Raw genomic sequence first — 23,049 nt, forward strand, 5'->3', positions numbered from 1 at the left:
GGCGGGGCGGCGCGAAGCCGCCCCGCCCGTGCGTCAGCGCTTGGCCAGCGGGACGAACTTCTGGTCTTCCGGACCGACGTAGTTGGCCGTCGGGCGAATGATCTTGTTGTCGATGCGCTGCTCGATGATGTGCGCGGACCAGCCCGCCGTGCGCGCGATCACGAACAAAGGCGTGAACATGGCGGTCGGGACGCCCATCATGTGATAGGACACGGCCGAGAACCAGTCCAGGTTGGGGAACATTTTCTTGACGTCCCACATGACGGTTTCCAGGCGTTCGGCGATGTCGAACATCTTCATGCTGCCCTGTTTCTTGGACAGCTTGCGGGCGACTTCCTTGATGACCTTGTTGCGCGGATCGGAGACCGTGTAGACCGGGTGTCCGAAGCCGATGACGACTTCCTTGTTCTCGACGCGGCGACGGATGTCCGCCTCGGCCTCGTCGGGCGATTCATAGCGCTTCTGTATTTCGAATGCCACTTCATTGGCGCCGCCGTGCTTGGGTCCGCGCAGGGCGCCGATGCCGCCGGCGATGGCCGAGTACATGTCCGACCCCGTCCCGGCAATCACCCGGCTGGTGAAGGTCGAGGCATTGAACTCGTGCTCGGCGTACAGGATGAGCGAGGTGTGCATGGCGCGCACCCATTCATCGCTGGGCTTCTGGCCGTGCAGCAGGTGCAGGAAGTGGCCGCCGATGCTGTCGTCGTCGGTCTGGACGTCGATGTAGTGCCCGTTGTGGCTGTAGTGGTACCAGTACAGCAGCGCCGAGCCCAGGTTGGCCATCAGGCGGTCCGCGATGTCGCGGGCGTCGGGAATGTTGTGATCGTCTTTTTCAGGCAGGACGCAGCCCAGCACGGAAACCGCGGTGCGCATGACGTCCATGGGGTGGCTGGCGGCGGGAAGCGCCTCGAGCGCGGCCTGCAAGTGCGCGGGCAGCCCGCGCAGGCGCCGCAGTTTTTCCTTGTAGGCGGCAAGTTCGACCTTGTTCGGCAGCTTGCCATGGACGAGAAGGTGCGCGACTTCCTCGAATTCGCAGGTGTCGGCGATGTCGAGGATGTCGTAGCCGCGATAGTGCAGGTCGTTGCCGCTGCGGCCGACCGTGCACAAGGCGGTGTTGCCCGCCACCACGCCCGACAGGGCGACGGACTTCTTGGGCTTGGGGGCGGCGGTTGCGGTCTTGGTTTCTTTTGCCGTGCTTGTGGCCATGTCTCTACTCCTGAAAAAGTGGTTTACTTGCCCTTGCCTTGCTGAAACAGGGCGTCCAGCCGGGATTCGAATTCATGGTAGCCGATCCGATCGTACAGCTCATCGCGGGTTTGCATCAGATCGACCACGTTCTTCTGATGGCCGTCGCGGCGTATGGCCTGGTACACGGTTTCAGCGGCTTTGTTCATGGCCCGGAAGGCGGAAAGCGGGTACAGCACCATGCCGACGCCCGCGCCGCCCAGTTCCTCGACCGAGAACAGCGGTGTCTTGCCGAATTCGGTGATGTTGGCAAGAACGGGCACGTTCAAGGCCTTGGTGAAGCGCTCGTAGGTGGCGAGATCGTAAGAGGCCTCGGGGAAGATGGCATCGGCACCCGCTTCCACGCAGGCAATGGCCCGTTCCAGTGCGGCGTCCACGCCTTCCACGGCAATTGCGTCCGTGCGGGCGATGATGAAGAAGTCACTGTCGGTGCGCGCGTCTGCGGCGGCCTTGACGCGGTCGGCCATCTCGCCGGCCGAGACGATTTCCTTGCCCGGGCGGTGACCGCAGCGCTTGGCGCCGACCTGGTCCTCGATATGGCAGGCGGCGGCGCCGAACTTGATCAGACTCTTGACCGTGCGGCCGATGTTGAAGGCGGAGGGGCCCAGGCCGGTGTCGATGTCCACCACCAGCGGCACGTCGCAGACGTCAGTGATGCGGCGGATGTCCGTCAGGACGTCGTCGAGCGTGTTGATGCCCAGGTCCGGAAGCCCGAGCGAGCCCGCGGCCACGCCGCCGCCCGACAGATAGATGGCACGGTATCCGGCGCGCTTGGCGAGCAGGGCATGGTTGGCATTGATGGTGCCAATGATTTGCAAAGGCTGTTCTTCTTTCAGTGCTTGGCGAAACAGGGCGCCGGGCGATGCGGGGCGGGTCATGGATAGGGTCTCCTGCTGGGTACGTATCAAAAGCAAGGCCCTCTCGAGGGCCTTGCTTTCATGTGGGCTGCTTGCTTACTTCAAAAGGTCTTTCACGCCGTCGCGCTCTTCCAGGAGCTCGTTCAGGGTGAAGTCCATGCGCTCGCGCGAGAAGGCGTCGATCTCCAGGCCTTCGACGCGCTTGTACTCGCCGTTTTCCGTGGTGACGGGCACGCCGTAGAGAATGCCTTCGGGGATGCCGTAGGAGCCATCGGAGGGCACGCCCATGGTGACCCACTTGCCGTTCGAACCGAGCACCCAGTCGCGGATGTGGTCGATGGCCGCATTGGCGGCGGATGCGGCGGAGGACAGGCCGCGCGCTTCGATGATGGCGGCGCCGCGCTTGCCGACGGTCGGGATGAAGGTGTCGCGATTCCAGGCGTCGTCGTTGATCAGGCCTGCCAGGCTTTCCCCGCCCACTGTCGCGAAACGGATATCGGGGTACATGGTGGGAGAATGGTTGCCCCAGACGATGAGCTTCTCGATCTGAGATACCGGCTTGCCGGATTTGGCGGCCAGTTGGGACAGCGCGCGGTTATGGTCCAGGCGCAGCATGGCGGTGAAATTCTTGGCGGGGAGGTCCGGCGCGGATTTCATGGCGATGTAGGCGTTGGTGTTGGCCGGATTGCCGACCACCAGCACCTTGACGTTGCGGCTGGCGACGTCGTTGAGCGCCTTGCCTTGCGCCGTGAAGATCTGGGCGTTGACGTGCAGGAGATCCTTGCGCTCCATGCCCGGGCCGCGCGGACGGGCGCCGACGAGCAGGGCGATGTCCGCATCCTTGAAGGCTTCACGCGGGTCGCTGTGCGCCGTCATGCCGGCCAGCAGTGGGAAGGCGCAGTCATCGAGCTCCATCATGACGCCCTTGAGCGCCTTCTGCGCCTTTTCGTCGGGGATTTCAAGCAGCTGAAGGATGACGGGCTGATCTTTGCCGAGCATTTCGCCGGAAGCGATGCGGAACAGCAGGGCATAACCAATTTGGCCGGCTGCGCCAGTGACAGCGACACGCATGGCGGGTTTGGACATGAACAATCTCCAGGGTGTTGGTAAACGGATGGATACCGGGTCGATATCGTGTGAATTGCTACAGCAAATAGTGTAATTCTCTTTTGGCGGCCTTGCGTCATGACGGCTTTGCGCCCATGTGCGCGCCGCATTGACGCGGCGCCGGCTGCTGGGGACCGCCCTGGGTTTGGCGCAGCCAAATGCCATGCGGACATCGCCCGCTAGAGTAGCGAAAATTCCATGCCGAGTCAAATGTCTTATATCTTATATAAGACAGAAGAGTGTTAGACAGAAGCGCTTAAGCATGCGAAAATGACGGGCTACCGAGATTACACCAGCCTGGCTGTACCATTTACCGATATGTCTGATTCCCCTTCAACTGATCGTGGCGCCGTGCCTGATCGTTCTGCCAGCAGCGCGGCGTTCAGCCCGTTGTACCAGCAGATAAAGGGGTTGCTACTCCAGAGCCTGGACCGCGGCGAATGGAAACCGGGCGAGGCCATTCCCAGCGAACTCGAATTGGCCGCGCGGTTTCAGGTCAGCCAGGGCACGGTGCGCAAGGCCATCGACGAACTCGCCGCCGAGAACCTGTTGATCCGCCGTCAGGGCAAGGGCACGTTCGTGGCCACCCACCACGAGGCCAAGGTCCGCTTCCGCTTCCTGCGCCTGACGCCCGACGACGGCAAGCAGCTGGCATCGGGCAGCCGCATCCTGGAGTGCCGCCGCGTCAAGGCGCCGGCCGACATTTCCGCCTTGCTTGAACTGCGCAACGCCGAAACGGTCGTGAACCTGCGCAGGGTGCTGTCCTTCGACCAGACCGCGACGATTCTGGACGATATCTGGCTGCCAGGCGCGGTTTTCAAAGGGCTCACGGCCGAGTCCCTGGCGCGCTATCGCGGGCCTCTCTACGCCTTGTTCGAAACCGAGTTCGGCGTGAGCATGGTGCGGGCCGATGAAAAAATCAAGGCGGTGCAGGCGTCGCCGGAGCAGGCGGAATTGCTGCAGGTGCAAGCCGGCAGCGCTCTGTTGCAGGTCGAGCGCGTATCGTTCACCTACGGCGACCGGCCCATGGAAGTGCGCAGGGGTGTTTACGTAACTGAACGCTTCCATTATCGAAACAGTTTGAATTAGCTCGGCTTTTTGCCGATTTGATACATGCGCACCAAATCGGCGAAAATGCGCGTAGCGCTTTGCAATAAATTATTTTGTTTTAACTCGAGGCCATCATGTCCGATTCAGCTTCAAAGCCGCGTCCGCAGTTTCGCAATATCAGCGTACCGCAGATCCTGAGCTACCGCCTGCCGCTTGCCGGTAAAACCTCAATTCTGCATCGCATCAGCGGCGCATTGTTGTTCCTCTGTCTTCCGCTGGTCATCGTGCCGTTGTTCGCGCTCAGCGTGACCTCGCCCGACACCTACGCCAGCATACAGGCATGGGTATCGAATCCCCTGTGCAAGCTGGTCCTGCTGGCGCTCATCTGGGGCTACCTGCACCACTTCTGTGCCGGCATCCGCTATCTCGTTCTTGACCTGCACATCGGCATGGACAAGCACTCCGCCCAGAAGTCGGCCGGCATCGTGCTGGGGGTCAGCCTCGCTCTGACCGTGGTTTTTGGTCTTAAACTGTTTGGGGTGTGGTAATGTCGACTCAAGAGCGTATTGGTACCAAGCGTCTGGTTGTGGGCGCGCACTACGGCACGATCGATTTCATCGTGCAGCGCGTCACCGCCATCATCATGGCCGTGTACACCATCGTGTTGCTGGTCGGCTTCCTGTTCACGTCCGAAATCAACTTCGACAGCTGGCGCCACCTGTTCACCTTCACCTGTTTTGGTTTCCCCCTCGGGCAGACGCTGGCCACGCTGGCTTTCTTCTCCGTCGTGTGGCATGCCTGGATCGGCGTTCGCGACATCTGGATGGATTATGTCCGTAGTGTCGGACTGCGCCTGTGCCTTCAGGTCCTGACCATTCTGTGGCTGGTGGGCACCGTCGTTTACTTTGCAAAAATTCTCTGGAGCTTATAAGCCGTGGCTGCTGTCAAAAATTCCTTACCGCGCCGCCAGTTCGATGTGGTGGTCGTAGGCGCCGGCGGAGCCGGCATGCGTTGCTCACTGCAACTCGCCCAGGCCGGCCTGTCGGTCGCCGTGCTGTCCAAAGTCTTCCCCACCCGCTCGCACACCGTCGCCGCCCAAGGCGGCGTCAGCGCATCGCTGGGCAACATGAGCGAAGACAGCTGGTACTGGCACATGTACGACACCGTCAAGGGTTCAGACTGGCTGGGCGACCAGGACGCCATCGAGTTCATGTGCCGCGAAGCGCCCAATGCCGTATACGAGCTCGAGCACTTCGGCATGCCCTTCGACCGCAATCCCGACGGTACCATCTATCAGCGCCCCTTCGGCGGCCACACCGCCAATTTCGGCGAAAAGCCCGTGCAGCGTGCCTGTGCCGCGGCCGACCGCACCGGCCACGCCATGCTGCATACGCTCTATCAGCGCAACGTTGCCGCCCGCACGCAGTTCTTCGTCGAATGGATGGCGCTCGACCTGCTGCGCAACGAAGCCGGCGACGTCCTGGGCGTGACCGCCCTGGAAATGGAAACCGGTGAAATCTACGTTCTCGAAGCCAAGCAGACCGTGCTGGCCACCGGCGGGGCGGGGCGCATCTGGGCCGCCTCCACCAACGCCTTCATCAACACCGGCGACGGCCTGGGCATGGCCGCCCGTGCGGGCATTCCGCTGCAAGACATGGAGTTCTGGCAATTCCACCCCACCGGCGTGGCCGGCGCAGGCGTGCTCATCACCGAGGGTGTGCGCGGCGAGGGCGGCATCCTGCTGAACAAGGACGGCGAGCGCTTCATGGAGCGCTATGCGCCCACACTGAAGGACTTGGCGCCGCGCGACTTCGTCTCGCGCTCCATGGACCAGGAAATCAAGGAAGGCCGCGGTTGCGGCGACGGCAGCTACGTGGTGCTCAAGCTCGATCACCTGGGCGCCGAGACCATCCAGAAGCGTCTGCCTTCCATCCGCGAAATCGCCATCAAGTTCGGCAACGTCGATCCCATCAAGGATCCGATTCCGGTCGTTCCCACCATCCACTACCAGATGGGCGGCATACCCACCAACGTGTACGGCCAAGTCGTCAACACCGTCGGCGGCGAAAACAAGATCATCAACGGTCTCTTCGCCATCGGCGAATGCGCGGCAACATCGGTGCACGGCGCCAATCGCCTGGGCACGAATTCCCTGCTCGACCTCATCGTGTTCGGCCGTTCGGCGGGCAACTTCATCGTCGCTTCCCATCCCGAGCGTCAGCACGCGCATCAGCCCATACCCGAATCGGCAATCGATTATTCCCTCGATCGCGTCAACCGGCTCGAATCCCGCACTTCCGGCGAGAAAGCACAGGACGTCGGCAATGCCATCCGTGTGGCCATGCAGCATCACTGCGGCGTGTTCCGCACCCTGGACCTCCTCAACAAGGGGGTGGATGCCATCGAAAGCATCGCGCCGCAAGTCGACCACATCTATTTCAAGGACAAGTCGAAGGTATTCAATACGGCCCGCATCGAGGCGCTGGAAATCGCCAACATGATCGAAGTCGCCCGCGCGACCACCAAGTCGGCCGCCAACCGCACCGAAAGCCGCGGTGCGCATGCGCTCAGCGATCACCCCGAGCGCGACGACGAAAACTGGCTGCGCCATACATTGTGGTATTCGGAAGGCAGCCGCCTCGAGTACAAGCCCGTGACCATGAAGCCTTTGACCGTAGAAAGTTTCCCTCCCAAAGCGCGGACTTTCTAAGCAGGATATCGAAATGACTCAAAAACGTATCGTCAAGTTTGAAATCTATCGCTACGATCCCGACAAGGACGAGCGTCCTTACATGCAGAAGCTCGAAGTCGAGCTCCAGCCGACCGACAAGATGCTGCTGGACGCCATCCTGCGCATCAAGAACGACGTGGACGACAGCCTGGCGATCCGCCGCTCCTGCCGCGAAGGCGTGTGCGGCTCGGACGCCATGAACATCAACGGCAAGAACGGCCTGGCATGCACGACCAACATGCTCGACCTGAAAGAGCCCATCGTCCTCAAGCCCTTGCCCGGCCTGCCCGTCGTGCGCGACCTCATCGTCGACATGACGCACTTCTTCAACCAGTATCATTCGGTCAAGCCTTACCTGATCAATGACCAGCCGCCGCCCGAGAAAGAGCGCCTGCAGACACCCGAAGCCCGCGAAGAACTGGATGGCCTGTACGAGTGCATCCTGTGCGCATGCTGCTCGACGTCCTGCCCGTCCTTCTGGTGGAATCCCGACAAGTTCGTGGGTCCGGCCGGCCTGCTGCAAGCCTACCGCTTCATCGCCGATTCCCGCGACGAAGCCACCGGCGAGCGCCTGGACAACCTCGAAGACCCGTATCGCCTGTTCCGTTGCCACACCATCATGAACTGTACGGATGTCTGTCCCAAGGGGCTGAATCCGTCGCTCGCGATCGGCAAGATCAAGGAACTGCTGGTGCGGCGCACCGTATAGGATTTCGCGGATGAGAAAGCTGTCAGAACTGGAGCGTGCCCGCTTACGTTGGCGTGCGCGGCGTGGGCTGCTGGAAAATGACCTGATCATCACTCGATTTCTGGATCAGTACGAAGCCGAATTAACCGACGTGGATGTTTCCGCCTTGTCACTGCTGTTTGAAATGGGCGATAACGATTTGCTTGATGTTTTGCTGGCACGAAGCGAGCCGTCGGGCGTGTACGACACGCCCGATATTCGCAGGCTGGTCTCGCAAATGCAAAAGCTGTAACTTTTAAGGAAAATAGTGATGCAACTGTCAGATAAAAAAGCAACGCTATCGTTTTCGGACGGTAGCCCTTCGATTGAGTTCCCGGTATACCAGGGAACCGTCGGTCCTGATGTCATCGATATCCGCAAGCTCTACGGCCAGAGCGGCATGTTCACCTACGATCCGGGTTTCATGTCCACGGCTTCCTGCGAATCCGGCATTACTTACATCGACGGCGACAAGGGCGAATTGCTGTATCGCGGCTACCCCATCGACCAACTGGCGCAAAAGTGCGATTTCCTGGATATCTGCTATCTGATCCTGAACGGCGAGTTGCCCAACGAGACACAGAAGGCCGAGTTCGATTCCAACGTCACCCATCACACAATGGTGAACGAGCAACTGCATTTCTTCCTGCGCGGTTTCCGTCGCGATGCGCATCCCATGGCTGTCCTGACCGGCCTGGTGGGTGCGCTGTCGGCGTTCTATCACGACTCCACCGACATCACCAATCCGCATCATCGCCACGTGTCGGCCATCCGCCTGATCGCCAAGATGCCGACCCTGGTCGCAATGGCGTACAAGTATTCCCAAGGCCAGCCCTTCATCTACCCGCAGAACGACCTGTCCTACACGGGCAATTTCCTGCGCATGATGTTCGCCACGCCTTGCGAAGAGTACAAGGTCAATGAAGTCGTCGAGCGTGCGCTCGACCGCATCTTCATCCTGCACGCCGACCACGAGCAGAATGCATCCACCTCCACCGTCCGCCTTTGCGGATCGTCGGGCACCAATCCCTTCGCCGCCATCGCGGCGGGCGTCGGCTGCCTGTGGGGCCCGGCTCACGGCGGTGCGAACGAAGCCTGCCTGCAGATGCTCGAAGAACTGCAAGCCAATGGCGGCGTCGCCAAGGTCGGCGAGTTCATGGAAAAGGTCAAGGACAAGAATTCCGGCGTTCGCCTGATGGGCTTCGGTCATCGTGTCTACAAGAACTACGATCCGCGCGCCAAGCTCATGCAGGAAACCTGCAAGGAAGTGCTCTCCGCGCTGGGACTGGAAAACGATCCGCTGTTCAAGCTCGCCATGGAACTCGAACGCATCGCGCTCGAAGACCAGTACTTCGTCGATCGCAAGCTGTATCCGAACGTCGACTTCTACTCCGGCATCGTGCAACGCGCCATCGGCATCCCCACATCGCTGTTCACCGCCATCTTCGCGCTGGCGCGCACAGTGGGCTGGATCGCCCAATGGAGCGAGATGCTCTCCGACCCGGACTACAAGATCGGCCGCCCGCGTCAGCTGTATACCGGCGCCCAAACCCGCGACGTCCCCAGCAACCGCGGTTGATTTGGCGGTGGGGGGTCAGACCCACGGGTCTGACCCCTGGTCTCGATTTCGCCGGGGTCAGACCCACTGGGTCTGACCCCTTCGGTCGACCGACCTCCGCCCCGCGGTTCGAGCACTCTTCGGAGTGCTTTTTTGTTGAGGGGTCGGACCCCGGATGGGGTCCGACCCCTTCCTGCCTGTGAGGTCAGACCCCATACGGGGTCTGACCCCCGCTTGATGGCCGGCCACAATTGGAATAAAATGATTGACCTATCAATCATTGATAGATCCAAGGAATATCATGGCGGCGGCAAAGCAGGATCCGGTAAATCGGGCAGGGCGTGTTCTTACCGTCAGGCAGTCCCTGCTCGCCATGCTCGGGATCTGTTTCGTGGTCATGATGGTGGCCATCGATCAAACCGTGGTCGGCACGGCGCTTCCGACGATCGCAGCGGAACTCAACGGTTTCGAATTCTACGCATGGGTGGCCACCGCCTACCTGCTCATGTCGGTCATCACCATCCCCATTTTCGGAAGACTGGGCGACTACTACGGCAGAAAGCCCTTCGTCATCGCATCGATCATCATCTTCACGTCGGCGTCCGCGCTTTGCGGCACGGCGGACAGCATGGAGCAGGTGGTGCTGGCGCGCGCCTTGCAGGGCATCGGCGGCGGCATGCTCATCGGTACCGCCTTTGCCTCCGTACCGGACCTGTTTCCCGATACGCATGCCCGCTTCCGCTGGCAGATTTTGCTCAGCTCGGCCTTCGGAGTCGCCAACGCCTTCGGTCCCACGCTGGGGGGTTTCATGACTCAGTACTTGGGCTGGAGAGCCGTCTTCTTCATCAATGTGCCGCTGGGACTGATGAGCCTGTATTGCGTATGGCGTTTTCTGCCGCGCATAAGGCAGATGCAGGGCCAACCGATACGATTGGACTGGGTGGGAGCCCTGTTGCTCGTTTGCGTGCTGACCGCCATGCAGCTGGCGGTGCAACTGGCGCCGATCCGTGGCGCGGGCCTTGCGGCAATCTTGATGGCGATGGGCGTGCTGCTGCTTCTGCCGGCGCTGGTCTACTGGGAGCGGCGCAGCGGGCAGCCCCTGCTGCCGCCGGACATGTTCCGCAACAAGGCGCTGACCGCCATGTTCGTCCTGGCGCTCTGTCTGGGCTTTGTCATGTTCGGTCTGTTGTTCTACATTCCCTTGTTGCTTCAAGGCGGCTTCGGCCTGGATCCCCGGTCGGTCGGATTGCTGATCACACCCATGGTGGTGTGCATCACGCTGGGAAGCATCATCAACGGGCGTGTCGTCGTCCGCCTGTCTCGTCCCAACCATATGCTTTATGTCGGTTTCGTACTGCTGGTGGTTGCTTGCCTGGGTTTCGTCCTGATGGACCGCGACACCTCGCGATGGCTGATGCTGCTGTGGATGGTGCTGGCGGGTTCGGGCATGGGCTGCCTGATGCCCAACCTGACAGTGTTCGCCCAGGAAACCGCCGGGCGCACCTTGCTGGGAATTTCGACGGCGCTCATGCACTCGGTGCGCATGATAGGCGGGATGCTGGGAACCGCCATCATCGGCATGTTGGTCAGCCATCATTATGTCTCTTCCGTGCGGGCGCGATTTGCGCAAGACGCAGGGACCGCGTGGCTTGCCAACCTTGAAGACCCGCAGACATTGATGAACAGCGCCACGCAGGCCGAATTTTCACTGCAGGTGCAGAAACTGGGCTTGACCTCTGGCGGCCTGATCGAGCAAGCCAGGGAGTCTTTGGTGTCGGCCGTGCATCTGGGCCTGGCGTCCGCCCTGGTGGTGGCCTGTCTTGGCATGGTGCTGGTGTACCGGGTTCCCGCCATACGACTATCGCGCCGCCAGTCCACCGAGCCCGGCGCACCGACAAGCGAGCGCAAGGCATGAACGAGATTCCGCAGCTGCGCGCCATACAGCAATTGGGGCGCACTTACCGGGCGCTGATGGGCGCCTTCGAGGCGAAGATAGGGCTATCCATGCCGCGCTGGCGTATATTGCTGGCATTGCATCAGGCGGGGGAGCGCTCGCAGAAGGCACTGGCGCGCGATCTGCGGATGGATCCGGCCGCGCTCACGCGCCAGGTCAAGGCCATCGAGCAAGAGGGCTGGGTCGAGCGCCATTCCGATGCCGTCGACAATCGGCTGACCAATGTGGCGCTTACCGACGCGGGCCGCGCGCTGGTCGCGCGCACCCTTCCCAGGCGCACCGCCTTCATCGAGACGGCATTCGGCGATATGTCGATCGAGGAAATGAACGAGCTGAGCGCCTTGCTGCATACGCTGGAAGAGCGTTTGCGTCAGGAATAAGCAGGTACAATCAAGCGTTTGCAAACTTATATACAACGTTCAAGCAGGACAATCAACCATGAGTGCAATTGTAGATATCATCGGACGCGAAATTCTGGATTCGCGTGGCAACCCCACTGTTGAGTGTGATGTATTGCTTGAATCCGGGGCAATGGGCCGTGCTGCGGTGCCTTCTGGTGCGTCCACCGGCTCGCGCGAAGCCATCGAGCTTCGCGACGGCGATTCATCCCGTTATCTGGGCAAAGGCGTGCTGCGCGCCGTCGAGAACCTCAACACCGAGATCTCCGAAGCGCTGATGGGACTGGATGCCCAGGAACAGACCTTCGTCGACCGCACCCTGATCGACCTCGACGGCACGGAATCCAAGAGCCGGCTGGGCGCCAACGCCATGCTGGCAGCCAGCATGGCGGTCGCACGCGCCGCGGCCGATGACTCCGGCTTGTCGCTGTACCGCTATTTCGGCGGCAGCGGCCCCATGCAGATGCCCGTGCCCATGATGAACGTCATCAACGGCGGCGCTCACGCGAACAACACGCTGGATATGCAGGAATTCATGATCCTGCCCATCGGCGCCACCAGTTTCCGCGAATCGCTGCGCATGGGCGCCGAAGTCTTCCACGCGCTCAAGAAGCTCATCAACAAGCAGGGCATGTCCACGGCGGTGGGCGACGAGGGCGGCTTCGCGCCCAACGTGGCCAACCACGAGGCCGCCATCCAGCTCATCCTTCAGGCCATATCCGAAGCCGGCTACGAAGCCGGTTCGCAGATAGCGCTGGGTCTAGATTGCGCCAGTTCCGAATTCTACCGGGATGGCAAATACCACCTGGCGGGCGAAGGCGGCGTCGCCCTCACGTCCCAGGACTTCACCAATCTGCTGGCCACCTGGTGCGACAAGTACCCCATCATTTCCATCGAGGACGGCATGGCCGAGAACGATTGGGAAGGCTGGAAGCTTTTGTCCGATCAACTCGGCAAGAAGGTTCAACTGGTTGGCGACGATCTTTTCGTGACCAACACCAAGATCCTGAAGCAAGGCATCGAGCAGGGCATTGCCAATTCCATTCTCATCAAGATCAACCAGATCGGCACCTTGACCGAAACGTTCGCCGCCATCGAAATGGCGAAGCGCGCCGGCTACACCGCCGTGATTTCACACCGTTCGGGCGAAACCGAAGACTCGACGATCGCCGATATCGCCGTCGCCACCAACGCCATGCAGATTAAGACCGGCTCGCTCTCGCGTTCCGATCGCATGGCGAAGTACAACCAGTTGCTGCGTATCGAAGAAGAGCTCGCCGACGTGGCTTCCTACCCTGGTCGCGACGCCTTCTATAATTTGCGCTAGTTACTGCAACAACCCCGGCCTCGGCCGGGTTTGCTTTCTAGAGAAGCATGCGACTGCTCCTGATCATCCTGGTATTGCTTACGGCCGTTACCCAATATGCCCTGTGGTTGGGCAAGGGCGGATGGCTGCGTGTGCACGAGCTTCAAAAAAAGGTCGCTACCCAGCAGGAAACCAACGATGCGCTGGTGGCACGCAACAACGCCCTCCAGGCCGAGGTCCAGGACTTGAAGTCGGGAACGGACGCCATCGAGGAACGCGCGCGCAGCGAGCTGGGCATGATCAAGGATGACGAGGTTTATGTCCAGATCCTGGCCCCCAACGAAAAAGAGCCCGAGATCAAGCCCCCGCCCAAACGCGCGTCGGGGACCAGGACCGGGGTCAGACCCCGTGCGGGATCTGACCCCAGGTAGCCCACCGTCGATGAAGGGGTCAGACCCCGTACGGGGTCTGACCCCTGCGATTCAAGGCCAAAGGGTCAAGGGGTCAGACCCCATGCGGGGTCTGACCCCAGGCAGTCGTCGAGTGCGGGCAGAGGCGCCGGTTCGGGCGGTAGTGTGCCCGGCTGTTGGGGCGGCGGCCCGGATATGCTTGGCAAGCCGGGTCCGGATGGCCACGGAGGCGGGCCGGCCGGCGGCGTTTCGGCCATGGCAATCGGTTCCGGCCCTTGCGGCAGGCACCACATTCCCACACAATGCGCAGCCGCCGAGGGCGGGTTGGATGCCGGGCGTTCCGGCCCCACGATCTTGCCGTTTTCGGGCATAGTCCAGCTGACCGGATGGCTTTGCATGATAAACGTCATTTCGCGCACCATGGGCAGATAACCCGCCGCCATGGCGCGTTGCCGGTAGGTGCCCTGGTTGTTCCCGAGCATGGAAAGCAGTGACTTCATTCCGGGGACGGCGGGCTCATGCAGGTAGCTCAGCCTGAGCACAAGTGTATTGGCCTGGAATATGTCGACGCCCGATGCGGGACCGCGTCCTTCGGACCAGCCCGTGGCGCGATGCCGCAGGTTCTGTTCATGCAGATAGTTGTTGTTGATGGCGGCACGGCCGCTCTGGCGGGAGATGAGCAAGGCCGGATCCGCGAAGTCGCGGTATGCCGCTTCAGCGGGGGACAGGATCTCGATGCGCCAGGGGGCGGAGCCGAGCCGCTGCCGGCGTTGTGCCAAGGCGGACTCCAGCCTGTTTCGAGCCAAAGAACGGGATGCCGAGGCATGCAGCGGCAACAGGGCGTGCTCGAAGGCGTCGACCATGGCTTCCGGCCTGGCATGCTGGGTTATGCCGGCACGCCCGGCTTCGAGCAGGGCTAGGCTGACGGCTTGTCGCGTGAACAGCCATTGCGCAGACTCGATGGCGCCCAGGCCGAGCAACAGCACCGGTACCGCTACGATGGCGAATTCCACGATGCCGGCGCCCGATTGCGGAGCGGACGGATCGGAATTCTTGCGCTGGATGAATACCGGCGGCAAAGTGGAAAAAGCGCCTGGCTGGCCGGCGCGTCGCAATGGTGGTGTAGCGGACATGGAGCCAGTGTGGCTCCTCAAGCTTCTTGCGTCGACTGTGGGAAATGCGCAAGGGCGTCGGCATCATAGAGGATTGGGCTGGGGTCAGACCCCGTACGGGGTCTGACCCCTTTTCATCCGCGCGGAGGTCGTTGCTAATGGGGTCAGACCCCGTATGGGGTCTGACCCCTTGGCTTAATGAATCGACGGTTTGCCTTCGGACGGTGATCCGGTGCCGTCCGCGAACAGGCCGGCGCAGTCGACGGCGTCGAAATGATAGGGTTTGCCGCAAAAATTGCACAGCACTTCGATCGATTCGCGCTCGCTGAGCAAGTCTTTGATCTCCTCGCGTCCCAGCGTGCGCAGCATATTGCCGACGCGCTCGCGGTTGCATGGGCAGTGCCAGCGGACTTCTTGCGGTTCGTACGCGACCAGGTCTTCCTGCCAGAACAACCTGTGCACGAGCTCATCGGCGTCCAGTGTCAGGAGTTCGTCGTACTTGATGGTGGATGCCAGATGCGACACGCGCGCCCAGGTTTCGTCGGCCGAGGCGTCATCGACGTGTGCCGAGCCGCCGTGCCTGGGCAATCGCTGCAGCAGCAGGCCCGAGGAGTATTCCGGGTTGGACGCAAGCCAAAGACGCGTATCGAGCTGCTCGGACCCGCGCATATAGCTTTCCAGGACACCGGCGACGGTATTTCCCTCGAGCGGCACGACACCCTGATAGGGCTGCATATTCGTTTTCTCGCGGTCGGGATCCAGGACCACGATGAATCTGCCGTTCCCATTGGGATTGAGCAGGGACTGCAGCGTACCGTCTTCAGGGATTTCCTGGCCTTCGCGCAGGCTGACCGTCGCGCGTATGGACAGATCGGTCGTGCATTCGACGACGATCAGGGCCACTGGACCGTCTCCCTGCAGCTGAAGGACCAAGGCACCATCGAACTTGATGTTCGAAGCCAGCAGAACAGCGGCGGAAACCAGTTCGCCCAGGAGCTTTTCGACACTTTCCGGATAGCTTTGGTGAGCCATGCCGGTTCGCCAGGCATGGCCCAGCTTCACCACCTGCACGCGCGTGCTGTGGTCGGCCAACAGGTATTTTTTGAATAAATCGGTCATGGGTAAATTTTAGCCCATATCTACCGGGGTCAGACCCCGAATGGGGTCTGACCCCATGCTGTTCGTTATGCGGGGGTCGGACCCCGTACGGGGTCCGACCCCATCAGGATTCCGCCGGCCAGTAGTATCCGTTGTCGTCGATCCAGGCGCGCACGCCGGTCAGGAACCAGTCGCCGCGGAACCGAGCTTGGCCGGCCGCGTCGTTTCCCCAGTAGCCCAGGAAGAGAGAGGGATCGGGATGGCCGTATTGATCGTAGCGATGGAGCGCGATTTCACCCCGCTTTCCAGTGGCACAGGGCCGGCCCAGGCTGTCCAGTACAGCGATGCGGTGGCCGGGATAAGGCTTGCCGATGCTGCCCGCCATGGGCGGCCATTTGCGGTAGCTGTCGCCCAGGAGGTAGCTTGCTTCATTGCGGCTCAGCGTCTGATTGACGGGACAGCCCAGCGCATTCGCGCACCAGTCCCTGGCAGGCTGATCCAGCTGTCCATCATGGGACGCGACGGCACGCAGCGCCAACTGGTGTTGCTGCCGTGGCGATGGGGTGTGGCCCATGATGTCGGCCAGCAGGGCGGCCGGGAAGTGGACATTGGTGACCTGGTAGCGCTCCAGCAGCTCCAGCGCGCGTTGTGCCGAGACATAGCCGGCGACGCTAAGAACGGGCAAGCCGAAGTACAGCGCCGGCAGGATTCCCAGCGCCAGGCCCGCATGGGTGCTCCATGCACTGGGTGTCCAGAAAATGTCGCCTTTTTGCGGAAGCCAGTTCTGCGATGCCACGAAACCCGGCAAGCTGCCGATGAGGGCGCCGTGCGGCAGCAGCGTGCCCAGTGCCTGGGTGTCAGGCTGGCCATAAAACAGGAGCGCCGGCGTGGCAGGCCGGGTGGAAACGAGTTTCAGATCGGGCATCTGCCTGGCCAGCAGCGTGCGCCAGGGGATGACCGCTTCGTGATCCAGGTCCAGCCCTACGATCTGCGTCAGGGCCGGCCGCCGGGCTTGCGCGCCGAGTAGGCCCGGCGCCGAATCGGCGTCGGTGATGGCCACGCGTATATCGGCATCATTCAGGCAGGCGGTCAGGTGGTCGTAGGGATAGCCCGACAGCGGCGTCGTGATGGCCCCTATGCTGAGGATGGCCATATGAGCGGCGGCGAGCTCCGGCCGTTGCTCCATGGTGACCGCCACGCGGTCGCCGGGCTGGACACCCATTTTCAAAAGGCCATTGGCCAGTTTTCCGCAGGTTTCGGCCAGCCGGGAGTATGTCCACACTTCGCGCTGCCCCAGTTCGTTCTCGTGGTAGATCGCGATTCTGCGCCCTTCGAACGGATTTTCTGCCCAACGATGGACGCACGCTTGCGCGATATTGAACTGCGAGGGGACTAGCCACTGGTAAGACGAGTACAGCTCCGAGTATTGGTCGTTCATTATCGTTAGGCTTCAACTGGGCAAGTAAACGCGCGGGTTTATTCCATCCCGAAGCATGAACGACAAGGCGCGTATGCGCAACCCTAAGATTCAGAAAGCCAACGACACTAGGGTTTCCCCGAGTTTCCTCAGGCGAGGGCCACGTTGACCAGCCGCGTGCCCGCCAGCCTGTCGTGCAGAAACTGGCGGTCGGGATCGAACCAGGTCCAGATGAACAGCGTGAACGGTGTGAAGACGATGAACAGGTCGGTGGAGCTGTAGCCGGTGATCCGGGATCCGGCCAGCACCAGCAGGGCACCAAGCAGCGGCAGCGGCCAGATCAGCAGGTAGCGCAGCAGCAGCCGGGCAGTGGTGGGTGGTTCGCCATCGCGGCCCACCAGGCGGATGTTCCACGTCTTCATGGGCAGGGTCTGTCCTTTCTTGCTCCAGGAGGCCAGAAAGTACACGCCGATGGCGATGAACAGAATAGCTTGCCTGCCATGCCGGAACATCAGCGCATTGCGGCTTTGCGTCAATGTGTCGAACAGATAGCCGGCCAGGAACACGACCCCGAACAGCAAGACCCCTTCATACATCATGCATGTGAACCGGCGCCAGCGGCTGGGCGTGGAAAATGAAACAGAGGATGCGGCTTGCATTGCGGAAGGAGGCTAAGTGGAAAGACAGCTATTATCCCGCAAATCCGGAGCAATAAAAAAGCCGCCATACTGCTTGGCGGCTAAAACACGCGGGAGGGGCCGCGCGGGTTGCAGAACTACGCAACCAGGGAGGAGACAACCTTTACATTCAGCTAGCGGACTCGACGGTGCCTTGCACCGGAGTCTTGCTGCCGGCCTGGCCGGCAAACAGCCTTGCGGCCAGCTTCTTTAACGACACCAGAGGCTTGAAGCGGAATTGATCTTCGATGGCCTGCATCATCAGTTGACGTTCGAGTTCGTCTGTTAACCGGGTTTCTTTGCCAACGTTGATCATAGCGTAGCCTCTGTGCATGAAGATAATGAACGTTTCGTTCAGGGTTAACCCTATTATAGGGGTAAACCCTAGATCATTGCAAGCTTTACCTTGCATTGCACAAAGGATGTCGTTCCGGCGCTACGGTTTGGGTTTCCGGTAGCTGGCTGCCACCATTTCAAAATTGAAGAGCCGGCATTCTAGCCCGCCGTTATACAGGGGATACCGCCGTTTGGGCTTAAGCCGCAAATGTTTGGGCAGGTCGAGGTCGCTTGAGATGATGTTGACCTGCCAGTCGCTGTAGTTCTGCTTGAGATTGCGCGCCCATTCTTCCCAGAGCTGGGTGTCATCGCCGGGCAGCCGCTCGCCATAGGGCGGATTGGTGATCAGCCAGCCTCGCTCGGCAGGTGGAGGGAAGCGGCGCGCGTCGGCGACTTCGAAACGTATCGAATCCGGAGTCAGCCAGGCGCGTTCGGTATTGGCCCGGGCGGCTTCGATCGCGCGGTCATCCAGGTCGCAACCGACGATGGGGCTTTCCAGCTGGCTGGCAATGTGCGAGCGCGCTTCGTCCTTGATGTCGCGCCAATGGCGCGCATCGTGGCCCCGCAAACGCTCGAAGCCGAAGGGGCGCCATATGCCTGCGGGAACGCCGAGGGCGATCCAGGCGGCCTCGATCAAGATGGTGCCGCTGCCGCAGAAAGGGTCGAGCAACGGCTGAGAGGGGTCCCACCCCGAAAGCGCCAGTATTCCGGCGGCCAGGTTCTCGCGCAGCGGCGCTTCGCCTTTTTCCAGGCGCCATCCCCGCTTGAAAAGGGATTCTCCGGAGGTGTCCAGGTAAAGGGTGCCGCTGTCTTCGTTCAGGAACAGATGCACGCGTGCGTCGGGGCGTACCGTATCGATGTCCGGCCGGTCGCCTTCGCGGTCGCGCAGGCGGTCGCAAATACCGTCCTTGGCCCGCAGATTGCAGTATTGCAGGCTTTGCATAGGGCTGCGGATGGCGGATGTGTCGACCCGAAGGGTATGCTCGGGACCGAACCAGCGTTCCCATGCCGTTTGCTGTGCGAGGTCGAGAATATCGTCTTCGTGGTGCACGGGGCCGTGCGCAACCTGGACCAGCACGCGTGTCGCCAGGCGCGAATACAGGTTCGCCCGCAGGATTCCCGTCCAGTCGGCGGTGAAGCCGCAGCCGGCGCGGGCGGGCTCTGCGTCAGGAAAACCCAGCGCCTGCAGTTCCGCGGCAAGGGCTTCCTCCAGGCCTTGGGGGCAGGGCGCGAAGACCCGGAAGATTTCACTTTTCGAGGGCCGCGGCCGGCGCTCGGCACGGGGGCGTTCCGTAACGTCGGACGCGCTGCGCCGCGGAGCGGCGGGCGTCGGCGCAGCTTCGTTTTTCCGGCGCGGAGAGGGCGTTGCGGTGCTGGCGGCCTGGCGTTGTTTCTCGCGTTCGCGCTCGATCTGCGCCACTTGCTTGGCCCGGGCGCCGGAACGCTTGCGGCGGTCGTCATCCGCGCCTGCCGTGGGCTCGGCGCTTTTCTTCAGTGTCAGCGTTTTTCGGGGAGGTGAGTCGGTCATGATAGGTGAAGCTCAAAAGGGACGTACGACGACCAGCGCAATGACGAGCAGCAGCAGAAGGACAGGGATTTCATTGAACCAGCGGTAAAACTTGTGGCTGCGCTGGTTGGCGTTGCGTTCAAAGGTCTTGAGCATGCGGCCGCAGGCCAGATGGTAGATGACCAGGAGCACGACCGTCGCGAGTTTCGCATGCATCCATCCTTGCCCTCTGCCCAGGCCATATCCCAGAAACAGCCACAGGCCGAAGACCAGCGCCAGCACGCCTATGGGCGTCATGAAGCGGTACAGCCTGCGCGCCATGCCGAGCAGATGGCCGGTCACGGCGGGATCCTGAGATTGCGCAAGATTGACGTAGATGCGCGGCAGGTAGAACAGCCCGGCGAACCACGAGGTCACGAACAGGATATGGAAGGTCTTGATCCATAGCATGGCTGGAGCCGCCTATCCGCGCAACTGGCCGTTGCCCATCAGTACCCATTTATACGTGGTGAGGCCTTCGAGGCCCACCGGACCACGAGCATGCAGCCGGTTCGTCGAAATGCCGATCTCGGCCCCCAGCCCGTATTCATAGCCGTCGGCGAAACAGGTGGGCAGATTCACATAGACGGAGCTGGAGTCGACTTCGCGCTGGAAGCGTTCGGCCGCCTGCAGGTTTTCGGTGACGATGGATTCGGTATGCTCGGAGCTGTAGCGGGCGATGTGATCCAGCGCGGCGTCAATGTCCTCGACGATGCGGATGGCCAGGATGGGCTCCAGGTACTCGGTGCGCCAGTCGTCCTCGGTGGCGGGGAGGGCTTGCGGCAGGATCGCCCGCGTGGCGTCGCAGCCGCGCAGTTCGACGCCCATGCCGGTCAGGGTATTGCCCAGCCGCGGAAGAATGCGGGCCGCGATATCGGCATGTACCAGCAGGGTTTCCATGGCGCCGCAGATGCCGTAGCGATAGGTCTTTGCGTTGACGGCGATGTCGTGGGCCTTGTCGAGATCGGCGTAGGCATCCAGATAGACGTGGCAATTGCCGTCCAGGTGCTTGATGAGCGGCACTTTCGCTTCGGCGGACAGGCGCGAGATCAGGCCCTTGCCGCCGCGCGGAACGATGACATCGATATAGTCGGTCATGGTGACCAGTTGGCCTACCGCGGCGCGGTCGGTGGTGCCCACGACCTGAACCGCGTGCGAAGGCAGGCCCGCGTCGGCCAGGCCCTGCCCAATGATGGCTCCCAGCGCCTGGTTCGAATGGAAGGCCTCGCTGCCGCCGCGCAGGATGGTGGCGTTGCCGGACTTGAGGCACAGCGCCGCCGCGTCGATGGTCACATTCGGGCGGGATTCGTAAATGATGCCGATGACTCCCAGCGGAACGCGCATCTGCGCGACACGCATGCCGTTGGGGCGGGTGGCGCTGGCGGACAGGCTGCCGACCGGATCGGGCATGTCGGCGATCTGGCGCAGGCCGTCGGCCATGTTGGCGACCGCCTTGTCGGAAAGCTGAAGGCGATCCAGCATGGCGCCGCTGATGCGATTGTTGCGCGCGGCTTCCAGGTCCTTGGCGTTTTCGGATTGCAGGGCTGCCTTCTGGTTCAGCAGACGGTCGGCCATGGCGCGCAAGGCGACGGCTTTGGCGTGGCCGCTGGCATTGCGCATGGCGCGCGCCGCCTGCCGGGCCTGGCGGCCCAACTGGAGCATGTCCGTGGCGATATCGGTATGTGAGGTCGAGTAAGTCTGTTCTGTCATGATGGCCCAGGATTCTTTCGTGCTTGGAAGAATTATCCCAGTTATTCGCAGATCGCGTTCAGGCCGCCATGCCGCGAGGCCGCCGGGGTCGGGAGATGGCGATGCGCAGGGCGAGCCTGCCGAGCTCTTCCCAGGGATCATCCAGCCTGCCGGGCACTTTCAGTCCCTTGATCAGTCGGTCGATGTCGTGCGCATGCTGGACCGCAGCGGGCCAGCTGCCGGGGGAAACGCGGTTCAGCGCCTGCCGCAGCAGCTGTTCGCGCTGCCCGAACACCCGCAGGCGCCGCAATTCGGCTTGCATGTCGTTGCCCGCGGCCTGTGCGGCCGCAAGGCGCGCCAGCACGCGTACTTCCTCGCCTACCGCCCATAAGACCAGGGGCAGTGCTTCGCCTTCGGCGCGCAGTCCCGCGAGTATCGATAGCGCGCGCGCGGGATTGCCGCCCAGCATGGCGTCACGCAGACCGAACACGTCGTAGCGGGCGACGTTCAGCACTGCCTGCTCGACATCCTGAGCGCTGAGCTTGCCTTCGGGGTAGAGCAAACCCAGCTTCTGGATTTCCTGAAAGGCGGCCAGCAGGTTGCCTTCGACCTTGTCGGCCATCCATTCCAGTGTTTCACGGTCGAGCTGCTGGTTCTGCCGCGCCAGGCGCTGGGCGATCCAGTGCGGCAGCGCGGGCCGTTCGACCGTCGAGACTTCCACCGAGGTGGCGACGCCGAAGAGGCCCGCCGCCCACTTGGTATTGCGCGTGGCCTTGTCGAGCCGGGGCAGGCTGATCAGAAGCATGGTGTCCGCGAGGACGCCTCCGCCGGCCATGTCGGCCAGCTTGAGCAGGGTGTCGGCGCCGGTCTTGCCGGGTTTGCCGGAAGGGATGGCCACGTCGACGAGCCGGCGATCGCCGAACAGGGAGACGTTCTGCGTCGCGCCGATCACGGCGGACCAGTCGGACCGGGCATCCAGCGTCATGCTGATGCGTTCGCTGAACCCCGCGCGGTTCGCCGCGGCCCGAAGGGCGTCGCAGGCCTCGATGGCGAGCAGGGGCTCGTCGCCCGAGACGATGTAGAGGCTGTCGAGCGAAGGAGGCGAAGACCGGTTCAGTTGGCCGATGAGGCTGTCGGCATCGAGTTGGCGTCCCATGGGTTCAGTATAGGCCCGGCCCGACCCTGGGCGAACCCCAAGGCGTCGGCGGCTGCGGAATGGCGGCGGGCGGCGTTGTGGCCGGCGTATCCGTTGCGTCGATCGGGGGCAGGTTCTGGGCCTGCACGAATGCCTCGCGGACATCGGGCGAGGCCAGGTGACGCACGATCCGGTCTATCAGCAACTGCTGCATGCGTTTGAAGACCGTATTGATTTCGCCCTGCTTGGCCTGCACCACGGAGTCGTCGTACGGCAGCTCGCGAGTTGAGCGCAGTGTGGTGGGCGGCAGGATGACGTGCCCTTGGGCGTCCGTGATCTGGAATACGAATTCCAGGTTCAATTCGTATTCCTCGACGCGGCCTTGCGCATCCAGCGAGAGTTCGCGCAGGGTCTCGATATTGGACAGCTGCGTCAGCCTGACTTGCGCCTGCGCAACGTCTTCGACGAAACGCGTGCCCGGTGAGCTGGCGACGATCGCCCGGCGAAGATTCGAACCGAACTCGGAGTTCTCGCTGATGTTGGTGTAGACGGTGGTGAATGGCAGTTGGGCCGCACCCTTCAGGTGAAAGCCGCACGCTGCCAGCAGCATGCAAAGCGCCAGGCTCGCAAGCCCCCGCAGGCGGCGTCGCGCGGACAGGACGGAGTGGGGGGACATGAGCAAAGTGCTGTGCATGC

General features: G+C 62.1%; 24 protein-coding genes. 11 read left to right on the forward strand and 13 right to left on the reverse strand.

Translation table 11 applies throughout. The features are described from left to right. Window positions 1-33 precede the first annotated feature (33 nt). The 3 genes from prpC to ACSBPU_RS07275 all read right to left on the reverse strand — a co-directional run bounded on the left by prpC (window position 34) and on the right by ACSBPU_RS07275 (window position 3,188). The gene (gene prpC, locus ACSBPU_RS07265; RefSeq protein ID WP_442596814.1) at window positions 34-1,206 is read right to left on the reverse strand and encodes a bifunctional 2-methylcitrate synthase/citrate synthase; all 1,173 of its coding nucleotides are present in this window, start codon (window positions 1,204-1,206) and stop codon (window positions 34-36) included. 23 nt (window positions 1,207-1,229) lie between these two features. Continuing rightward, window positions 1,230-2,123 (reverse strand): methylisocitrate lyase, encoded by an 894-nt coding sequence (gene prpB / locus ACSBPU_RS07270; protein ID WP_180067547.1) that lies wholly within the window; start codon window positions 2,121-2,123, stop codon window positions 1,230-1,232. 75 nt (window positions 2,124-2,198) lie between these two features. Continuing rightward, window positions 2,199-3,188: a malate dehydrogenase gene (locus tag ACSBPU_RS07275; RefSeq protein WP_180067546.1), complete on the reverse strand. Its 990-nt coding sequence runs from the start codon at window positions 3,186-3,188 to the stop codon at window positions 2,199-2,201. A 339-nt stretch (window positions 3,189-3,527) separates the two neighbouring features. Between ACSBPU_RS07275 and ACSBPU_RS07280 the strand changes: the two genes are divergently transcribed. The 11 genes from ACSBPU_RS07280 (at window position 3,528) to ftsB (ending at window position 13,364) form a co-directional block, all read left to right on the forward strand. Next, on the forward strand, window positions 3,528-4,298 hold the full coding sequence (locus tag ACSBPU_RS07280) for a UTRA domain-containing protein (protein WP_180067545.1): 771 nt from the start codon (window positions 3,528-3,530) through the stop codon (window positions 4,296-4,298). A gap of 95 nt (window positions 4,299-4,393) precedes the next feature. Further along, the gene (gene sdhC, locus ACSBPU_RS07285) at window positions 4,394-4,807 is read left to right on the forward strand and encodes a succinate dehydrogenase, cytochrome b556 subunit (RefSeq protein ID WP_442596816.1); all 414 of its coding nucleotides are present in this window, start codon (window positions 4,394-4,396) and stop codon (window positions 4,805-4,807) included. After that, window positions 4,807-5,190 carry a succinate dehydrogenase, hydrophobic membrane anchor protein gene (gene sdhD / locus ACSBPU_RS07290; RefSeq protein ID WP_180067543.1) on the forward strand — a complete coding sequence of 128 codons (384 nt, stop codon included), beginning with the start codon at window positions 4,807-4,809 and terminating at the stop codon, window positions 5,188-5,190. Before sdhC ends, sdhD begins: the two co-directional genes overlap by 1 nt. Window positions 5,191-5,193: 3 nt before the next feature. After that, window positions 5,194-6,969, forward strand: a complete 1,776-nt coding sequence (gene sdhA / locus ACSBPU_RS07295) for a succinate dehydrogenase flavoprotein subunit (protein ID WP_442596819.1) — start codon at window positions 5,194-5,196, stop codon at window positions 6,967-6,969. A 13-nt stretch (window positions 6,970-6,982) separates the two neighbouring features. Beyond that, on the forward strand, window positions 6,983-7,699 hold the full coding sequence (locus tag ACSBPU_RS07300) for a succinate dehydrogenase iron-sulfur subunit (protein ID WP_180067541.1): 717 nt from the start codon (window positions 6,983-6,985) through the stop codon (window positions 7,697-7,699). A gap of 10 nt (window positions 7,700-7,709) precedes the next feature. Beyond that, window positions 7,710-7,970, forward strand: coding sequence for a succinate dehydrogenase assembly factor 2 (locus ACSBPU_RS07305; RefSeq protein ID WP_180067540.1), 261 nt, complete (start codon window positions 7,710-7,712; stop codon window positions 7,968-7,970). A gap of 18 nt (window positions 7,971-7,988) precedes the next feature. Beyond that, window positions 7,989-9,296 (forward strand): citrate synthase, encoded by a 1,308-nt coding sequence (gene gltA / locus ACSBPU_RS07310; RefSeq protein ID WP_180067539.1) that lies wholly within the window; start codon window positions 7,989-7,991, stop codon window positions 9,294-9,296. Between the two features lie 280 nt (window positions 9,297-9,576). Further along, the gene (locus ACSBPU_RS07315; protein ID WP_442596822.1) at window positions 9,577-11,190 is read left to right on the forward strand and encodes an MFS transporter; all 1,614 of its coding nucleotides are present in this window, start codon (window positions 9,577-9,579) and stop codon (window positions 11,188-11,190) included. After that, the gene (locus ACSBPU_RS07320) at window positions 11,187-11,609 is read left to right on the forward strand and encodes a MarR family winged helix-turn-helix transcriptional regulator (protein ID WP_442596824.1); all 423 of its coding nucleotides are present in this window, start codon (window positions 11,187-11,189) and stop codon (window positions 11,607-11,609) included. Before ACSBPU_RS07315 ends, ACSBPU_RS07320 begins: the two co-directional genes overlap by 4 nt. A gap of 58 nt (window positions 11,610-11,667) precedes the next feature. Continuing rightward, window positions 11,668-12,954, forward strand: coding sequence for a phosphopyruvate hydratase (eno, locus tag ACSBPU_RS07325; protein WP_180067537.1), 1,287 nt, complete (start codon window positions 11,668-11,670; stop codon window positions 12,952-12,954). 47 nt (window positions 12,955-13,001) lie between these two features. Further along, a complete protein-coding gene (ftsB, locus tag ACSBPU_RS07330; RefSeq protein ID WP_442596826.1) occupies window positions 13,002-13,364 on the forward strand; it encodes a cell division protein FtsB in 363 nt (120 codons plus the stop codon). A gap of 65 nt (window positions 13,365-13,429) precedes the next feature. On the opposite strand, the gene ACSBPU_RS07335 is transcribed toward ftsB, so the two are convergent. The 10 genes from ACSBPU_RS07335 to ACSBPU_RS07380 all read right to left on the reverse strand — a co-directional run bounded on the left by ACSBPU_RS07335 (window position 13,430) and on the right by ACSBPU_RS07380 (window position 23,047). Beyond that, complete coding sequence (locus tag ACSBPU_RS07335) at window positions 13,430-14,476, reverse strand: TadE/TadG family type IV pilus assembly protein (RefSeq protein WP_442596828.1); 1,047 nt, start codon at window positions 14,474-14,476, stop codon at window positions 13,430-13,432. A gap of 174 nt (window positions 14,477-14,650) precedes the next feature. Next, window positions 14,651-15,574: an Hsp33 family molecular chaperone HslO gene (gene hslO, locus ACSBPU_RS07340; RefSeq protein ID WP_442596830.1), complete on the reverse strand. Its 924-nt coding sequence runs from the start codon at window positions 15,572-15,574 to the stop codon at window positions 14,651-14,653. Between the two features lie 103 nt (window positions 15,575-15,677). Then, entirely contained in the window at window positions 15,678-16,991 is a 1,314-nt protein-coding gene (locus ACSBPU_RS07345) for an AMP-binding protein (RefSeq protein WP_442596832.1), read from the reverse strand. 128 nt (window positions 16,992-17,119) lie between these two features. Continuing rightward, on the reverse strand, window positions 17,120-17,629 hold the full coding sequence (locus ACSBPU_RS07350; protein ID WP_442596834.1) for an RDD family protein: 510 nt from the start codon (window positions 17,627-17,629) through the stop codon (window positions 17,120-17,122). 148 nt (window positions 17,630-17,777) lie between these two features. Beyond that, a complete protein-coding gene (locus ACSBPU_RS07355; RefSeq protein WP_442596836.1) occupies window positions 17,778-17,963 on the reverse strand; it encodes a hypothetical protein in 186 nt (61 codons plus the stop codon). Between the two features lie 120 nt (window positions 17,964-18,083). After that, the gene (locus ACSBPU_RS07360) at window positions 18,084-19,511 is read right to left on the reverse strand and encodes a THUMP domain-containing class I SAM-dependent RNA methyltransferase (protein WP_442596838.1); all 1,428 of its coding nucleotides are present in this window, start codon (window positions 19,509-19,511) and stop codon (window positions 18,084-18,086) included. Window positions 19,512-19,523: 12 nt separating this feature from the next. After that, window positions 19,524-19,940: a CopD family protein gene (locus tag ACSBPU_RS07365; RefSeq protein ID WP_442596839.1), complete on the reverse strand. Its 417-nt coding sequence runs from the start codon at window positions 19,938-19,940 to the stop codon at window positions 19,524-19,526. 12 nt (window positions 19,941-19,952) lie between these two features. Further along, the gene (locus ACSBPU_RS07370; protein ID WP_442596841.1) at window positions 19,953-21,239 is read right to left on the reverse strand and encodes a glutamate-5-semialdehyde dehydrogenase; all 1,287 of its coding nucleotides are present in this window, start codon (window positions 21,237-21,239) and stop codon (window positions 19,953-19,955) included. 58 nt (window positions 21,240-21,297) lie between these two features. Continuing rightward, window positions 21,298-22,374 carry a DNA polymerase III subunit delta gene (gene holA / locus ACSBPU_RS07375; RefSeq protein ID WP_442596843.1) on the reverse strand — a complete coding sequence of 359 codons (1,077 nt, stop codon included), beginning with the start codon at window positions 22,372-22,374 and terminating at the stop codon, window positions 21,298-21,300. Window positions 22,375-22,378: 4 nt separating this feature from the next. Continuing rightward, window positions 22,379-23,047: an LPS-assembly lipoprotein LptE gene (locus ACSBPU_RS07380; RefSeq protein ID WP_442596845.1), complete on the reverse strand. Its 669-nt coding sequence runs from the start codon at window positions 23,045-23,047 to the stop codon at window positions 22,379-22,381. Between the last annotated feature and the right edge of the window lie 2 nt (window positions 23,048-23,049).

The sequence above is a fragment of the Parapusillimonas sp. JC17 genome, assembly GCF_052180245.1.
In the GTDB taxonomy this organism is placed as follows: domain Bacteria; phylum Pseudomonadota; class Gammaproteobacteria; order Burkholderiales; family Burkholderiaceae_B; genus Parapusillimonas.

Coding starts and splice junctions, on each gene's coding strand:
- prpC (WP_442596814.1), bottom strand. CDS start 1,206: ATGGCCACAAGCACGGCAAAAGAAACCAAGACCGCAACCGCCGCCCCC.
- prpB (WP_180067547.1), bottom strand. CDS start 2,123: ATGACCCGCCCCGCATCGCCCGGCGCCCTGTTTCGCCAAGCACTGAAA.
- ACSBPU_RS07275 (WP_180067546.1), bottom strand. CDS start 3,188: ATGTCCAAACCCGCCATGCGTGTCGCTGTCACTGGCGCAGCCGGCCAA.
- ACSBPU_RS07280 (WP_180067545.1), top strand. CDS start 3,528: ATGTCTGATTCCCCTTCAACTGATCGTGGCGCCGTGCCTGATCGTTCT.
- sdhC (WP_442596816.1), top strand. CDS start 4,394: ATGTCCGATTCAGCTTCAAAGCCGCGTCCGCAGTTTCGCAATATCAGC.
- sdhD (WP_180067543.1), top strand. CDS start 4,807: ATGTCGACTCAAGAGCGTATTGGTACCAAGCGTCTGGTTGTGGGCGCG.
- ACSBPU_RS07300 (WP_180067541.1), top strand. CDS start 6,983: ATGACTCAAAAACGTATCGTCAAGTTTGAAATCTATCGCTACGATCCC.
- ACSBPU_RS07305 (WP_180067540.1), top strand. CDS start 7,710: ATGAGAAAGCTGTCAGAACTGGAGCGTGCCCGCTTACGTTGGCGTGCG.
- gltA (WP_180067539.1), top strand. CDS start 7,989: ATGCAACTGTCAGATAAAAAAGCAACGCTATCGTTTTCGGACGGTAGC.
- ACSBPU_RS07315 (WP_442596822.1), top strand. CDS start 9,577: ATGGCGGCGGCAAAGCAGGATCCGGTAAATCGGGCAGGGCGTGTTCTT.
- ACSBPU_RS07320 (WP_442596824.1), top strand. CDS start 11,187: ATGAACGAGATTCCGCAGCTGCGCGCCATACAGCAATTGGGGCGCACT.
- eno (WP_180067537.1), top strand. CDS start 11,668: ATGAGTGCAATTGTAGATATCATCGGACGCGAAATTCTGGATTCGCGT.
- ftsB (WP_442596826.1), top strand. CDS start 13,002: ATGCGACTGCTCCTGATCATCCTGGTATTGCTTACGGCCGTTACCCAA.
- ACSBPU_RS07335 (WP_442596828.1), bottom strand. CDS start 14,476: ATGTCCGCTACACCACCATTGCGACGCGCCGGCCAGCCAGGCGCTTTT.
- hslO (WP_442596830.1), bottom strand. CDS start 15,574: ATGACCGATTTATTCAAAAAATACCTGTTGGCCGACCACAGCACGCGC.
- ACSBPU_RS07345 (WP_442596832.1), bottom strand. CDS start 16,991: ATGAACGACCAATACTCGGAGCTGTACTCGTCTTACCAGTGGCTAGTC.
- ACSBPU_RS07350 (WP_442596834.1), bottom strand. CDS start 17,629: ATGCAAGCCGCATCCTCTGTTTCATTTTCCACGCCCAGCCGCTGGCGC.
- ACSBPU_RS07355 (WP_442596836.1), bottom strand. CDS start 17,963: ATGATCAACGTTGGCAAAGAAACCCGGTTAACAGACGAACTCGAACGT.
- ACSBPU_RS07360 (WP_442596838.1), bottom strand. CDS start 19,511: ATGACCGACTCACCTCCCCGAAAAACGCTGACACTGAAGAAAAGCGCC.
- ACSBPU_RS07365 (WP_442596839.1), bottom strand. CDS start 19,940: ATGCTATGGATCAAGACCTTCCATATCCTGTTCGTGACCTCGTGGTTC.
- ACSBPU_RS07370 (WP_442596841.1), bottom strand. CDS start 21,239: ATGACAGAACAGACTTACTCGACCTCACATACCGATATCGCCACGGAC.
- holA (WP_442596843.1), bottom strand. CDS start 22,374: ATGGGACGCCAACTCGATGCCGACAGCCTCATCGGCCAACTGAACCGG.
- ACSBPU_RS07380 (WP_442596845.1), bottom strand. CDS start 23,047: ATGCACAGCACTTTGCTCATGTCCCCCCACTCCGTCCTGTCCGCGCGA.